The 14546-nt window shown below is 67.6% G+C and carries 16 protein-coding genes; 3 read left to right on the top strand and 13 right to left on the bottom strand.

Annotated features, from left to right (window positions below; translation table 11 throughout):
• Positions 1-7: 7 nt before the first annotated feature.
• From H0X95_RS00565 to H0X95_RS00540, 6 genes are all read right to left on the bottom strand, one after another.
• Positions 8-1036: a CobW family GTP-binding protein gene (locus H0X95_RS00565; protein WP_059721471.1), complete on the bottom strand. Its 1029-nt coding sequence runs from the start codon at positions 1034-1036 to the stop codon at positions 8-10.
• Complete coding sequence (locus H0X95_RS00560; RefSeq protein WP_059721472.1) at positions 1033-2700, bottom strand: amidohydrolase; 1668 nt, start codon at positions 2698-2700, stop codon at positions 1033-1035. Before H0X95_RS00560 ends, H0X95_RS00565 begins: the two co-directional genes overlap by 4 nt.
• Before the next feature lie 21 nt (positions 2701-2721).
• Positions 2722-4116, bottom strand: a complete 1395-nt coding sequence (locus H0X95_RS00555) for a sodium:solute symporter family protein (RefSeq protein WP_058903814.1) — start codon at positions 4114-4116, stop codon at positions 2722-2724.
• 82 nt (positions 4117-4198) lie between these two features.
• Complete coding sequence (locus H0X95_RS00550) at positions 4199-4396, bottom strand: DUF3311 domain-containing protein (RefSeq protein WP_006490947.1); 198 nt, start codon at positions 4394-4396, stop codon at positions 4199-4201.
• Positions 4397-4628: 232 nt separating this feature from the next.
• Positions 4629-5753 (bottom strand): Fic family protein, encoded by a 1125-nt coding sequence (locus tag H0X95_RS00545; RefSeq protein ID WP_059721473.1) that lies wholly within the window; start codon positions 5751-5753, stop codon positions 4629-4631.
• Positions 5754-5843: 90 nt separating this feature from the next.
• The gene (locus H0X95_RS00540) at positions 5844-6761 is read right to left on the bottom strand and encodes a LysR family transcriptional regulator (protein WP_006497902.1); all 918 of its coding nucleotides are present in this window, start codon (positions 6759-6761) and stop codon (positions 5844-5846) included.
• Between the two features lie 126 nt (positions 6762-6887).
• On the opposite strand from H0X95_RS00540, the gene H0X95_RS00535 reads away from it, so the two are divergent.
• Complete coding sequence (locus tag H0X95_RS00535) at positions 6888-7613, top strand: pirin family protein (RefSeq protein ID WP_006490939.1); 726 nt, start codon at positions 6888-6890, stop codon at positions 7611-7613.
• A 61-nt stretch (positions 7614-7674) separates the two neighbouring features.
• Positions 7675-8277, top strand: coding sequence for an NAD(P)H:quinone oxidoreductase (wrbA, locus tag H0X95_RS00530; RefSeq protein WP_006490964.1), 603 nt, complete (start codon positions 7675-7677; stop codon positions 8275-8277).
• A 108-nt stretch (positions 8278-8385) separates the two neighbouring features.
• Here the strand turns inward: wrbA and H0X95_RS00525 are convergent, their stop codons facing one another.
• The 7 genes from H0X95_RS00525 to H0X95_RS00495 all read right to left on the bottom strand — a co-directional run bounded on the left by H0X95_RS00525 (position 8386) and on the right by H0X95_RS00495 (position 13308).
• Complete coding sequence (locus H0X95_RS00525) at positions 8386-8691, bottom strand: hypothetical protein (protein ID WP_048988500.1); 306 nt, start codon at positions 8689-8691, stop codon at positions 8386-8388.
• A gap of 229 nt (positions 8692-8920) precedes the next feature.
• Positions 8921-9655 carry an LrgB family protein gene (locus tag H0X95_RS00520; protein ID WP_059721474.1) on the bottom strand — a complete coding sequence of 245 codons (735 nt, stop codon included), beginning with the start codon at positions 9653-9655 and terminating at the stop codon, positions 8921-8923.
• Positions 9652-10023 carry a CidA/LrgA family protein gene (locus tag H0X95_RS00515; RefSeq protein WP_006497900.1) on the bottom strand — a complete coding sequence of 124 codons (372 nt, stop codon included), beginning with the start codon at positions 10021-10023 and terminating at the stop codon, positions 9652-9654. Before H0X95_RS00515 ends, H0X95_RS00520 begins: the two co-directional genes overlap by 4 nt.
• A gap of 255 nt (positions 10024-10278) precedes the next feature.
• Positions 10279-11313: an alpha/beta hydrolase gene (locus H0X95_RS00510; RefSeq protein ID WP_059721475.1), complete on the bottom strand. Its 1035-nt coding sequence runs from the start codon at positions 11311-11313 to the stop codon at positions 10279-10281.
• 57 nt (positions 11314-11370) lie between these two features.
• Positions 11371-11796 (bottom strand): organic hydroperoxide resistance protein, encoded by a 426-nt coding sequence (locus H0X95_RS00505; protein WP_006481042.1) that lies wholly within the window; start codon positions 11794-11796, stop codon positions 11371-11373.
• A gap of 222 nt (positions 11797-12018) precedes the next feature.
• Positions 12019-12585 carry a TetR/AcrR family transcriptional regulator gene (locus H0X95_RS00500; RefSeq protein WP_059721476.1) on the bottom strand — a complete coding sequence of 189 codons (567 nt, stop codon included), beginning with the start codon at positions 12583-12585 and terminating at the stop codon, positions 12019-12021.
• Between the two features lie 126 nt (positions 12586-12711).
• Positions 12712-13308 carry a TetR/AcrR family transcriptional regulator gene (locus tag H0X95_RS00495; protein WP_006490952.1) on the bottom strand — a complete coding sequence of 199 codons (597 nt, stop codon included), beginning with the start codon at positions 13306-13308 and terminating at the stop codon, positions 12712-12714.
• Positions 13309-13456: 148 nt separating this feature from the next.
• Between H0X95_RS00495 and H0X95_RS00490 the strand changes: the two genes are divergently transcribed.
• Positions 13457-14476, top strand: coding sequence for an alpha/beta hydrolase family protein (locus H0X95_RS00490; RefSeq protein ID WP_059721477.1), 1020 nt, complete (start codon positions 13457-13459; stop codon positions 14474-14476).
• Positions 14477-14546: the final 70 nt, after the last annotated feature.

The raw sequence follows: 14546 nt of genomic DNA, 5'->3' as shown, positions 1-14546 counted from the left end.
ACGCCGATCAATCGACGTTCGATGCCGTCGCAACCGCTTCGTCAGCCACGCCGCAGTGCGCGATGCCGTCGCGCAACGCCGCTTCCGTCGCGGGGTCGATGAACCCGATGAACACCATCACGCCGTCGCCGTCGCGCGCGGTCAAGCCTTCGTCTTCCAGCGATGCAAACCGGATGCGCCGCGCGGCGACCTGACACACGCGCGTGGCGATCGCCCCGTCTGCATCGGCCACGCGCACGATGCCCTTCGCGCGCAGGATCGTGCGTGGCAACGCCTTCAGCCATGCGCGCAGCCGCGCCTTGTCGAGCACGGCCCGCACGGTGACGGTGAGACTCGCGAACGCCGGCATCGCGTGATGCCCGATCGCCCGGTGCGAACGCGCGAGGTCGGTCGTCGCGCGACGATCCGGCACGGCCCCATCGAACAGCAACGCGAGCGGAATCTCGCCATGTCGTGCCGCAACGACGATGTCGGTCGACGCATGGGCGCGCACGTCGTCGAGCACCGCATCGCGCCGCTCGGGCGCCACGAGATCGAGCTTGGTCACGGCGATCGCGCCCGCGCCGTCGAGCTGGCGCTGCGCCATCGCGCCGACCAGCGGGTCGGCCAGCGTGTCGCGCCACGCGAGCGCGTCGGCGACGACGAGCACCGACGTCAGCCGGAACGCACCGTTCAGCAGTCCGATCTGTGCGATCTTCGCGGGATCCGCCACGCCGCTCGCTTCGACGAGCAGCAGGTCGGGCTGCACGTCGCGCGTCGCGACGCGCGTCAGCGCATCGACGAGCGCGCCGCCGATCGTGCAGCAGATGCAGCCGTTGTCGAGTTCGATCACGTCGTCGCCGCGGGCTCGCACGAGACGCGCGTCGATGTTCACCGCACCGAAATCGTTGACGAGCACCGCGATGCGCCGGCCGTGCGGCGCCTGCAGGATAGCGTTGACGACCGTCGTCTTGCCCGCGCCGAGATAACCGCCGATCACCGCGAGGTCGATCGGCGTGCGAGCAGTCACCCCGGCTGCATCGGCGTGCGCATTCATCGCGGCGACCGGAACACGCGTCCGCCGAGCACGGTGCCCCACACCGCGAGTTCCTTGAGGCGGGCGGGCGCGCACACCGACGGATCGTCGTCGAGCACCGCGAAATCCGCGAACTTGCCGACCTCGATGCTGCCGACGAGATGATCCATCCGCAACGTATAAGCCGCGCCGAGCGTGATCGCATGCAGCGCGTCGTCCACCGACAGCCGTTCGCCTTCGCCGAGCACGCGCCCGGACGCCGTCTCGCGCTGCACCGCGCACCACGCGGTGAACAGCGGGTTCAGCGGCGTGATCGGCGCATCCGAGTGCAGCGCGAACGGAATGCCGAGCCGCCGCGCGGAGCCGGCAGCGTCCATCCGGTTCGCGCGATCGGGGCCGATGGTCTGGCTGTAGTGCGCGTCGCCCCAGTAGTACAGGTGATTCGCGAAGAAGTTCACGCACATCCCGAGTGCACGCACGCGCTTGAGCTGCGCGGCGTCCGCCATCTGGCAATGCTGCAGCGTATGGCGATGGTCGGGGCGCGGATGGCGGGCGAGCAGCGTCGTCATCGCATCGAGCACGACGTCGGTCGCCTCGTCGCCGTTGGTGTGCACGTGCAGTTGCAGCCCGGCGCGATGAAACGGCTCGAACACGTCGACGAGCTGCGCGGGCGGGATCAGCCACAGCCCGTTCGGTTGCCCGCCCGCGTAGCCGGGCCAGCGCACGCGCGCGGTGAAGCCCTGGATCGAGCCGTCGACGATGAACTTCACCGGCCCGACATGCAGCTTGTCGGTATTGCGTTCGATCTCCGCGAGCACGCTGTCGACGGAGCGCGCCGGATTGCGCTGCGGCGCGAACGCCGGCACGATCCGCACCGGGTAGTCGGGATCGGCGGTCACCTCGTGCAGCGTGCGATTGCCGTCGGGCGACAGGTCGTTGACGAGATCCGTGGCCGTCGTCACGCCCGCGAGCTGCGCGACGCGCCCGAAATTCCAGACCGCGTGCGGCTTCTCGCTCGCGGAAATCGCGAGCTTGCCCCCGATCGTCTGATACACCGGCAGCATCGCCGCGAACTCCTGCAGCTCGCCGGTCGGGCGACCGTCGGCGTCGCGCGACACGCCATCGATGTCGGTATCCTCGTCGATGCCCGCACGCGCGAGCATCGCGCCGTTCACGTTCATCAGGTGCACGCTCGCATGCAGGATCGCGATCGGCCGTGCCGCCGACACGCGATCGAGTTCGCGCACCGTCAGCCGCGCGGTACCGAAGAAGATCGGATCGAAACCCCATGCGAGCAGCGGACCGTCGTCGGTGATCGCGCGTTCGGCTTCCATGAGCCGGTCGAGCACCGCGTCGAGCGAGCGCAGGCCCGGCCACAGCGTGCCGTCGGGGCCGCGCCGGTCGTAGTAGCCGACGTACACGGCGTCCCACATCGCGCCTTCCATCAAATGACAGTGCCCTTCGACGAGCCCTGGCATCAGCACCTTGTCGCGCAGCGTGTCGTCCGCCGCGCAGGCGCCGAAGCGCGTGTGCCATGCAGCCGCGTCGGCGGCGTCGCCGACCGCGAGAATGCGACCGTCGCGCACGGCGACGTGCGTGGCCGACGGTTGCGCCGGGTTCATCGTCAGGATGCGGCGCGCCGTGAAGATCGTCACGGGCGCGGCCGAAGTTGCGGATGCGTGCATGGGGCGCGTTTCTCCTTTGCGTCAGGATACGGCGTATTGCTTGACGGGGCGGCCATGCAGCATCGCATGCACGGCCACGACGACGAGCACGTTGACGGCGAGGCACACGAGCCCGAGGTTGATGCCGCCGAAATCGACATGGAACACGTAGAACACCATCGCGAGCACCTGGCCGCAGATCATCCCGGCGCCCACCGCGACCGGCCGCACCTGACGCCGCGCGAGCAGGATCAGCACGCCCGGCAGGAACTGCGTGACGCCGTAGTACGTGGTGTTGATCAGCGTGAGCATCAGGTTCGGCGTGAGCAGCGTGGTCGCGATCGACAGCAGCAGGTAGCCGACGATCACGTATTTCGCCGCGCGCTTCTGGCGCGACTCGGGCAGGTTCGGCATCAGGTTGCGCGTGACGATCGGCCCGATCGCGAGGCAGATGCCGGCCAGCACCAGCAATCCCGACAGCGCGGCGCCGGCCGCGACGAGGCCGATCAGCCAGCCGGGCAACAGGTGCGTGACGGCCGCGAAGAACGCGTCGTTCGGCGACGCGAGCGTCAGGTTCGCGGTGATCGCGTAGTACGACGCGATCACGAGGAACGGATACATCAGCATGTACAGCGGCATCACGACCTGCGTGCGCCGGATCGCGTTCGGCCCGCGCGCGGTGAAGAAATTCTGCGCGGCGAACGGCATCAGGTAGAAACCGAGCGACTGGAACAGCATCGTGCTCATCGAGAAGCGCAACTGCGAGCCGCTCATCGTGTTGCTGACCTGCCGGCTTGCGGCGTCGAACACCGGATGCACGCCGCCGACCTGCCACGCGACGGCGATGCCCGTCACGACGATCGCGAGCAGCATCAGGATGTCCTTCAGGATCGCGATATAGGCCGACGCGCGCACGCCGGAAATCGCGATGTACGTGAACGCGAGCGCCGCGCACACGAGGATCAGGTACAGCGGCTCGACGTGCCAGCCGAGCCCCTTGAGCGCCGCGACGAGCCCCGTGAACTGCAGTTGCCCCCACGGAATCAGGAACAGGATCGAGGCGCACGCAACCACGAGTTCGAGCCCGCGGCTGCGATAGTGGCCCTTGAACAGATCGGGCAGCGTGATCGCGTTGTGGCGCTTGCCGGCCTCCCAGATCTTCGGGCCGACGAAATACCCGATCGGGTAGGCCAGCAGGATGTAGCCGAGGAACCACACGCCGTAGGTCGGGCCTTTCGCGTAGATGCCGCCGGGGAAGCCGACCATCGTGCCGATGCTGTAGATCTCGCCGGCGGTCAGGAAGAACACGAGCGCCGTGCCGAACTGGCGCGACGCGACGAAGAAGTCATGCACGCTCTGCTGGCCGCGGCCGCGGCCGGATCGAACGGCGAGATAGAGCGACAGCGCGATCAGCGCGGCGAAGACGACCGTTGACATGCGCACCTCTGCGAAAGGACGGAAAGCACGGGGTTCGCCGGAAAGCGCGGGGAGCGGCCGGCGGACCGCGACACGACGAGCGCTACGCTGCGCCGCCCGCGCGGCGGTCGAACAGCATCCAGCATGCGAACAGGCAGCCGGACGTCAGCACGAACCACGCGAAGATCCACATGAAGATGAACGGCACGCCCAGCACGTAGCGATCCTGCGCGGCCACCCACGGCAGCACGCCCATCACGCCGAGATACGGAATACCGATGCCGATCAGATACCTGAGCATGCGTGTCTCCTCGAATGCGGGTTCGTACGGAAAGCCGGTGCGCGGACGCGGCAGGCGGCGCCTGCGCGACATCCGGCGGCGAACCCAGTATTCGAAGACAAAAAGGCGCGCGATAGTGCCAGACGCGGGCAATCGCTTGGGCCAGCGACGGGCCGCCGGCGCGGCGCGGGAGCGATCGGCGGCACACCGCCACGGCAGGCCACCTCGGCCGGTGCGAGCCGCCGCGACGACGTCAGCCGTCGAACGGCACCCGTTCGTAGCTCGTGCTCCGGCCGCCGGACGACGATCGACGCAGCATGCCGCGCTCGACGAGCTCCGTGATGTCGCGCAGCGCCGTGTCTTGCGAACATTTCGCGAGGGCGGCCCACTTGGTGGTCGTCAGCTTCCCTTCGAAGCCGTCGAGCAGGCGATTCATGACCTTGATCTGGCGTTCGTTCATCGCGACGCCGGCGTATCGCTGCCAGAAACGCGCCTTGATCAGCACCGCGTCGAGCGTCGTGTGCGCGTGATCGATGGCCCGGCCCAGCGTATTCAGAAACCACGCGAGCCACTCGGTGACGTCGAGCGAGCCGCGCTGGGTGCGCTCCAGCACGTCGTAATACGCATTGCGCTCGCGCTGGATCTGCGCGGACAGGCTATAGAAACGCTGCGGACTCCGATCGGCGCGCGCCAGGACCAGATCGCCGAGCGCACGCGCGATACGACCGTTGCCGTCGTCGAACGGGTGGAGCGTGACGAACCACAGATGGGCGAGCCCGGCCCGGATCAGCAACGGCTCGGCCGGCGGCGCATTGAGCCACGCGAGAAAGCGCCCGATCTCGTGCGTCAACCGCGCGGCCGGCGGCGCCTCGAAATGCACGCGCTGCCGGCCGATCGGCCCGGAAACCACCTGCATCGGCCCGCTCGCGTCCGAGCGCCAGCTGCCGACCGTGATCCGCGACAGCCCCGAATAGCCGGTCGGGAACAGCGCGGCATGCCATCCGAACAGCCGCGCCTCGGTGACCGGCGCGGCCGAATGGGTCGTCGCATCCAGCACCATGTCGACGACGCCTTCGACGTGCCGATCGACCGGCGCCAGCGCGCCGATGTCGACGCCGAGCCGGCGCGCGATCGACGACCGGACCGAGGCGACATTCAGGTTCTCGCCCTCAATCGCGCTGGTCTTGACGACGTCATCCGTCAGCGCGGCGAGGCTCGCTTCGTCGCGCAGCGCCAGGCCGATATCCGCCAGTCGCCCGGCCAGCATGCCTTGCGCACGGCTGACGTCGGCGAGCGGCGTGGCGAGGGCCGCGAGGTCGAAGCGCCATGCCGGCCAGTCGGCCGATTCCCAGATAAAGGTGTAATCTCCGCTCATCATGCGGAGATTATCCGCGCATTCACCGCATGACTCAACAATCTCCGCATATTTCGCGGCGATTAACCACCCTATTCACCGCAACGCGGCCCGCTACCGTGCCCGGCCTGCCCCGCTCGCCCCCGTCGGCGCCGGCTCCGCGAGCCGCTCCGCGAGAAAGCCGATGAACGTGCGCAGCGTGACGAACCCTTCCCGATGCTGCGGAAACACCGCATTGAGCGTGATGGGCGGCGGCACGTAGGCGTCGAGCACCGGCACGAGCGCACCGCTGTCGAGCGCCGCGCCGACGATGAAGTGCGGCAGCAGCGCGATGCCGAGCCCCGCGATCGCCGCATCGCGCACCACTTCGCCGTTGTTCGCGACGAGCGGCCCCTGCACGTCGAACGTCCGCACCGCGCCGTCGACGCGGAATTCCCAGCCGACCCGCCGCTCGCGCCCGTACAGCACGCACGTGTGGCCAGCGAGATCGGCCGGCGTCTGCGGCGTGCCGTGCCGCTTCAGGTACGCGGGGCTCGCGCACGCGATCATCCGCCATGCACCCAGCGGACGCGCGATCAGCGTCGAATCCTCGAGCGAGCCGATCCGCAGCACGAGGTCGAAGCCCTCGCCGATCAGGTCGACGCGCCGGTCGGTCAGATCGAGGTTCAGCCGCACGGCCGGGTGCGCGGACAGGAATTCGGCGATCAGCGGCGACACGTGCGTGATCCCGAACGACAGCGGCGCGCTGATCTTCAGCGAACCATGCAGCTCGGTGCTGCGTACCGACATCGCCTGCTCGGCGTCGGCGATCTCCGCGAGGATGCGCTGCGCGCGCACGTAAAACTCCTGCCCCGATTCGGTCACCGCGAGATTGCGCGTATTCCGGTGCAGCAGCCGCACGCCGAGCGACGCCTCCAGCGCCATCGTGCGCCGGCTGACGAACTGCTTGGACAGCATCAGCTGGTCGGCCGCCGCCGTGAAGCTGCCCGCATCGACGGTCGCGACGAAGATCCGCAGGTCGTTGAGTTCCATATTGTCCACTCCATAGCGACAGTCATTATCTTCACGGCGATTTATTTGTCAAATCGATTGACCTAAGATTCATCTCAACGAACGGCCGGGCCCACTTCCGAGGTCCGGCGACTTAAGGAAAAAATCATGATCGAAATCCGTGCAGCAAACCAACGTGGCCGTGCGGAGCATGGCTGGCTCAGTTCCCGTCATACGTTTTCGTTCGCGAATTACTACGATCCGAAGCAAGTCGGCTTCTCCGACCTGCTCGTGATCAACGACGACCGGGTCGCCCCGGGCCGCGGCTTCGGCACGCACCCGCACCGCGACATGGAAATCCTGTCGTACGTGCTCGACGGCGCGCTCGAACACAAGGACTCGATGGGCACCGGTTCGGTGATCGTGCCGGGCGACGTGCAACTGATGAGCGCGGGCACGGGCGTGCGCCACAGCGAGTTCAACCACTCGCCGGACGCGCCGGTCCACTTCCTGCAGATCTGGGTCGGGCCGGCCGAAAAGGGTGCCGAGCCGCGTTATCAGCAGACGAATGTCGCGGCCGACGACAAGCGCGGCAAGCTCGCGCTCGTGGTATCGCCGAACGGTGACGCCGGTTCGCTGAAGATCCGGCAGGACACCCGGATTTACGCGGGCCTGTTCGATGGCGACGAAAGCACTACGCTGGAACTGGATCCGAGCCGTTTTGCTTACGTGCACGTGGCACGCGGCAGCGTGACGGTCAACGGCGTGACGCTCGGCGAAGGCGACGGCGCGCGCATCCGCGGCGAACAGGCGCTGACGATCGCCGACGGCAAGGATGCCGAAGTGCTGGTGTTCGACCTGCGTCCGGTCGAAGTGACGGCCGAATGGGCGTGACGCCCGTTCGGGAAACCGGGCCCCGCTGAGTGCGGGGCCCTTTTAATCGGAGATTCGCAACATGGCCAAGGTTCTCGTTCTTTACTACTCGTCCTACGGGCACGTCGAAACGATGGCGCAGCACATCGTGGAGGGCGCGAAATCGGTGCCCGGCGTCGAGGTCACGCTCAAGCGCGTGCCGGAAACGATCCCCGTCGACCAGGCCCGCGCGATCGGCGTGAAGGTCGACCAGGCCGCGCCGGTCGCCACGGTGGACGAACTCGCCGACTACGATGCGATCATCTTCGGCACGCCGACCCGCTTCGGCAACATGGCCGGCCAGATGCGCACGTTCCTCGACCAGACCGGCGGCCTGTGGATGAAAGGCGCGCTCGTCGGCAAGATCGGCAGCGTGTTCGCGTCGACCGGCACGCAGCACGGCGGCCAGGAAACGACGATCACGTCGTTCCATACGACGCTGCTGCATCACGGGATGGTGATCGTGGGCGTGCCGTATGCGTGCAGCGGCCTCGTCAACATGAACGAAATCACCGGCGGCACGCCGTACGGCGCGACCACGCTCGCCGGTGCGGACGGCAGCCGCCAGCCGAGCGCGAACGAGCTCGACATCGCGCGCTACCAGGGCAAGCACGTGGCGGAACTCGCGAACAAGCTCGCGTCGTAACGCGGCGGCCTCGCGGCCCCCCCCCCTTTCCGTCGCGCTGCAGTTCGCAGATGAACGAACGGCGCCGGTTCGACCGGCGCCGTTCGTCCTGTGCAACGCGTTCAGCCGTTACTGGCCCGAAGCCGGCACGGCCGGCGCCGCCTTCGTCGCGGGCGCCTGCTGCACGGCGTTCTGCGGATAGTTGCTCTGGTCGTTGGTCAGCCGGTAACCGCTGCCGGTGCCGATCGCCTTCAGGTCCGACGCGTGCCGCGCGCGGGCCGCCTTGCGCGCCGCTTTCTTCTGCGCCTTGTCGAGCTGCTTCTGCGCCGGCGCGGACGCCGGGTCCTGCGCATAGGCCGCCGGCGCGGCGGTCAACGACAGACCGAACGACGCCGCTACTGCTACTGCCACCGAAACCACGCGAGACTGCTTCATGGCCGGATCTCCTTGTCGATTGTTGAATGTGGATCGGACACCGGCGCGCACGCGACGGCTTGCGACAAACGGCGCCGATGCAACGTTAGCCGATCGCTACGCAAATGTCCCCGCGGATTCCTGAATTCTCCTGATAACGCCTACGATACATGCGCGCCGTATGCGCCGTCCTTTCGGCCTGTCGTGCGCGCCATCAGGGAAACCGATACCCCGCGGCCGGCCGGCGCCCTCAGATCCAGCGCGACAGCACCGGCAGCAGGATCGGCACGACGAATGCCGTCAGCACGCCGTTCAACCCCATCCCGAGCCCCGCGAACGCGCCGGCTTCCTCGCTGACCTGGAACGCGCGCGCGGTGCCGATCCCGTGCGACGCGACGCCGAGTGCGAAACCGCGCACGGCCGGCTCGTCGATCCGCAGCAGATTGAGAATCCCGCGTGCGCACACCGCGCCGAAGATCCCGGTCGAGATCACCAGCACGGCCGTGAGCGACGGAATGCCGCCGATCTCGGCGGCGACGGCCATCGCGATCGGTGTCGTCGCCGATTTCGGCGCGAGCGACGCGATCGTCTGGTGCGACGCCCCGAACAGCGCGGCGATGCCGACCGCCGACACGATCGCGGTCAGCGAGCCCGCGAGCAGGCCGACGAGCAGCGGCAGCGCGGTACGCCGCAGCTTCGAGCACTGGCGGTACAGCGGCAGCGCGAGCGCGACGGTCGCCGGGCCGAGCAGGAAGTGGACGAACTGCGCGCCTTCGAAATACGTCGGATACGGCGTATGCGTGAGCGTCAGCAGCACGACGATCACCGCGACCGCGATCAGCACCGGATTCGCCAGCGGATTGAAACGTGCCCGCGCATAGACGGCCTGTGCGAACAGATACGCGACCAGCGTGATCGTCAGGCCAAGCAACGGGCTCGCGGCGAGATAGACCCAGATCGCGCCGAGCTTCGGGAAGGCCGTCATTGCGCGCCCTCCGCGGTGTCGCCCGCGCGGCGCTGGCGCCGCAGCAGCGCGCGCGTGACGAGCGCCGTCACCGCGATCGCGAGCGTGGTGCTGACGGCCAGCGCGACGACGACCGCGACCGCGTCGCCGCGCACGCGGTCGGCCGACACCATGATGCCGACGCCGGCCGGCACGAACAGCAGCGACAGGTGACGCAGCAGCTCGAGCGCGGTCGGCTCGATCGCATCGGCCACCTGCGGGCGCAGCATCACGAAGCCGAACAGCAACAGCATGCCGATCACCGGGCCCGGCACCGGCAGGCCGAACAGATAGGACGCGCCTTCCCCGAGACACTGGAAGATCAGCAAGACCGCGAACGCCTGCAACATGAACCGCTTCTCCCGAACGTGGCCGCGCGACCGTGCGGCCGATGAGCCGGCGGCGTGCGACGCCGGCGTGAACGATACGCGCGATCGTACCAATAATGACGGCGGCGCGGGCCTTCGCTGTCGCCCGATTTCCCGATCGCCATTCCACCGTTGCGCGCGACACGCTGCGGGCAGGGATGAAACGCCCACATACAGAAAAACGGCGGGCACATGCCCGCCGTCCCGCCGTTCAGGTTCGAACGACCACCGGTCGCGTTACTTCAACCGCGTCGCGATTTCGTTGGCCATCGCCTTCGTCGCGGCCTTCGTCGGCGCATCATCGGCCAGCGCGTTCAGCAAGCCGAAATCGTGGATCGTGCCGTCGTAGCGCGTGGTCGTCGCCTCCACGCCAGCCGCGTCGAGCTTGCGGCCGTACGCTTCGCCTTCGTCACGCAGCACGTCGAACTGCGCGACCTGGATCAGCGCGGGCGGCAGGCTCTTCAACTGCGCGATGCTCGCGCGCAGCGGCGACGCATAGATCTCGTTGCGTTGCGCTTCGTTCTTCGTATAGGCGTCCCAGAACCACTTCATCATCGGCCGCGTCAGGAAGTGGCCCTGCTGATACGCGTTGTACGAACCGGTGTTGAAGTCGTGGTCCGTGACCGGCCACATCAGCCCCTGGAAGCGGATCGCGGGACCGCCCTTGTCCTTCGCCATCAGCGCGACGACAGCCGACATGTTCCCGCCGACGCTGTTGCCGACCACCGCGAGGCGGCTGCCGTCGACGCCGATCTCCGCGCCGTGCGCGGCCACCCACTTGGTCGCCGCATACGCCTGGTTGATCGCGACCGGGTAACGCGCTTCCGGCGACGGCGTGTAGTTCACGAACACCGCGACGGCGCCCGACTGCACGACGAGATCGCGCACGAGCCGCTCGTGCGTCGGGAAATCGCCGAGCACCCAGCCGCCGCCGTGGATGAACACGAATACCGGCGGCGTACCCGTCACGCCTTGCGGGCGCACGATCGTGACCGGCACCGACAGGCCGTCCTGCTCGATCGTGCGGTTCGACACGTCGATGCCGGACAGATCGACCTTCACGCCGTTTTGCGCGTCGACCAGCACCTGGCGCGCCTTCGCGGGGCTCAGCGTTTCGAGACCCGGGCCCTTCTGGCCGTTCAGCGCGGCGAGGAACGCGCTCGTCTTCGTATCGGGACGGACGGCGTCGGCGCCCACGGCGAACGCGGCAGGTGCGGTGGACAACGCGGCTGCAACGGCGGCGGCGATCAGCAGCGGCTTGACGATCTTCATGGTGCAACTCCTTGGTTGATGCTTCGAATGGCGATGAATGTTTGGTACTGCGATCGATCAGACGAGCGTGAGCGTGACGTCGATGTTGCCGCGCGTCGCGTTCGAGTACGGGCAGACGACGTGCGCGCGGTCGATCAGCGTTTGCGCGATATCGCGATCGAGGCCGGGCAGCGAGATCTTCAGTTCGACTTCGATACCGAACCCGTTCGGGATCGCGCCGATGCCGACGCTGCCCTCGATGGCCGCGTCCGCGGGGATCGCGATCTTGTCGCGCGCCGCGACGAACTTCATCGCGCCGATGAAGCACGCGCTATAGCCGGCGGCGAACAGTTGCTCGGGGTTCGCGCCCGCCCCGCCCGCGCCGCCGAGTTCGCGCGGCGTGGTCAGCTTCAGGTCGAGCCCGCTTTCGGGCACCGTCGCACGGCCGTCACGGCCGCCGGTGGCTTTTGCATGGGCGCGGTACAGCACTTTTTCGATCGACATGACAGACTCCTTTTTCAGCAAATGAATGAAACAGTCTTCGAACCGGGGACCGCGTGCCGGCGGGTTCTCGCCGACATCGCGTTATTTATCTACTCATAGATAGACAAATATCCCCAAAAAATGCAGATGGTCGATCCATCTGCGCCAGCCATCTATCTACTACATGATAGATAACGAGATCCAATAAAAGGCGGCGAACCGCCTGACTGCTGGCGCCGTCCGTCAGGACCGCGTTTTCCAGACGGCCTCGACATCCTCGAGACGCGCCCGCGTGTGAAACAGCCGGCTGGCCAGCACGCTGCCCTGGAACGCCGCGTACAACGTGCGCGCCGCCGTGTCGGGCTCGCCGCTGAACTGCAGCGTGCCTTCCTTCGCGCCTTGCGCCAGCAATTCCGCGAGCCAGCGCTCGTTGGCGCTGAAGAACGCCTGCACGGCCTGCCGCACGTTGTCCGGCAACGTCTCGATGTCGGCCGCGAGCATCCCGCACAGGCAGATCAGGTGGCCGTCGCCGAGCGTGCGGCCGAACATCTTCGTGTACAGGCTCAGCTTCACGTCGGCCGGCAACGCCGGATCGATCACCCGCATGGCCGCGAGGACTTCGTCGCTATAAGCCGCCACCGCTTCCAGCACGAGATCGTCCTTCGACGGGAAGTAGTAGTGGATGCTCGACGTCTTCACGCCCACCAGGTCGGACAGGTCTCGATAGCTGAAGCCGTTGTAACCCCGCTGCATCATCAGCGTGATCGCGTGGTCGAGAATCTGTTCGCGGACGGTCGGTTTCGTTTCCATGGGTCGAACTTTATCTACTCATAGATAGATAGTCAAGCACTTTTGTACGGCCCCGGCGGAATGCGTGTCGATGGCTGCCGGTGGGCCGTGTCCCGCGCAAATCGGGTCCGGGCCGCGCCCTTCCGCTCACTGCGGCTTCAACATCCGCCGAATGATCGTCCGCAGCATCGCGCGATGCGCGCGCGGCTTGAATCCCGGCTCGAACACGACGCGCCCGACCGCCCCTTCCGCCAGCGCGAGTAGCCAGGTCGCGACGAGATCCGGCTTCAGGCTCCCGTCGATCCGCCCTTGCGCGACACCCCGCTTGATCAGCGCGACCATGCGCCCCTTCACCTGCGCCTCGTTCGCCGCGAACAACGCGGCGACGTCGGGATTGCGCGTCGCCTCCGCCGCGGTCTCGACGCAGATGCGCGCATAGACGGGATCGCTCGACAGTTCCATCAACGTCAGTGCGATCTCCTCGATCGCGGCCAGCGCATCGTCGGCGTCCGCATGCTTCGCGAACAGCTCGGCCATCTCGCGCTGGTCGTCCTGCGCGATCGCCTCGATGATCGCCGCCTTGGTCGGGAAATAGTGAAACAGGTTGCCCGGGCTCATCCCGGCCGCCTTGCAGATCGCGGCCGTGGACGTCGCATGGAAGCCGTCGCGCGCAAAACAGTCGATCGCGGCATCCAGGATCTGGCGCCGCTTCGCTTCCACTCTTTCAGGATCGATCTTTCTCAACGGGAACTCCGTGCTCGACGATGGCTCAAATATTTATTAGACTGATCAGTCGATCTATTATCTCTGCGAGATCTCGGAACCGTCAAGGCAGCGTGCGCTTCGCATGCGTCGCTCACGACATCCGCTCACACGAACAATCAGAGGGCCCATGAAACGCATCGTCATCGTCGGTATCGCGCTCGTCGCGTTCGCTTGCGTCGCGGCGGGCGCGCTTGCGCTGCGCGGCCTGTCCGACTTCGAGCTGAAGGGCGCGACCGTGTCGACGCTGACGTTCCATGCGGGCGACGCCCACCTCGTCGGCACGCTTGCGTTGCCGGCGCACGCCCCCGACGCGCCGATCGCGCTGCTCGTGCACGGCGACGGGCCGCGCACGCGCTTCGCGGACGACGCGATGCTGCCGCTCGTCAACAGCCTGCTCGACGCCGGCATCGGCGTATTCGCGTGGGACAAGCAGGGCACCGGCCGCAGCAGCGGCGACTGGCTCGCGCAATCGATGCAGGACCGCGCGAACGAAACGGTCGCCGCGATGGCGCGCGTGCGCGCCGCGGCCGGCCCCGCGCACAAGATCGGCCTGCTCGGCTTCTCGCAGGGCGGCTGGGTGATTCCGCGCGTGGCGAATGCGGTGCGGCCCGCGTTCTCGGTGATCGTCGGCGGCGCCGTCAACTGGCGCCGCCAAGGCACCTACCTGACGCGCCAGCAACTCGCGGCAACGGGCCTGCAGCCGGATCGAATCGATGCGACACTGGCCGCCGAGCGACGCGAGAACGACGCCATCTTCGGCCGGGCGGACGCGCCGGCCGATCCGGCCCGGCGCCCGGACATCGAGCCGCGCCGCTTCGGTTTCATCGCGCTCAACTACCTGGAAGACGCATCGCAGGCGCTGGCGACGATGCAAGGGCCGGTGCTGGCCGTGTGGGGCGCACTGGACCGCAACGTCGATCCGGCCGACGAAGCGAATGCCTATGCGCACGCATTCGGGAACCGGCCCGACCGGCGCGTCGTCGTGGTGCCGGGCGCGACGCATGCGTTGCTGCGCGGCCGCTGGTTCGACTATCAGCTCGAGTCTGACTGGCCGAAATGGAAGACGTGGCTGTACATGGCGCTCGGGCGCCACGCGTACGCGCCGGACACGCTCGGTCCGATCGAAGCGTGGATCCGGTCGCAGTGAACGCGTGCGCCGCGCGCGCCGCCGCACATGGAACAGGCATCAGGCAATATCGGTCGCGCCCGCTCGCGCG

It is taken from the genome of Burkholderia sp. 9779_493, assembly GCF_015712215.1.
In the GTDB taxonomy this organism is placed as follows: domain Bacteria; phylum Pseudomonadota; class Gammaproteobacteria; order Burkholderiales; family Burkholderiaceae; genus Burkholderia; species Burkholderia cenocepacia.
The sequence above is the reverse complement of the archived record's forward strand: the minus strand, read 5'-3'. Positions and strand labels throughout refer to the sequence as shown.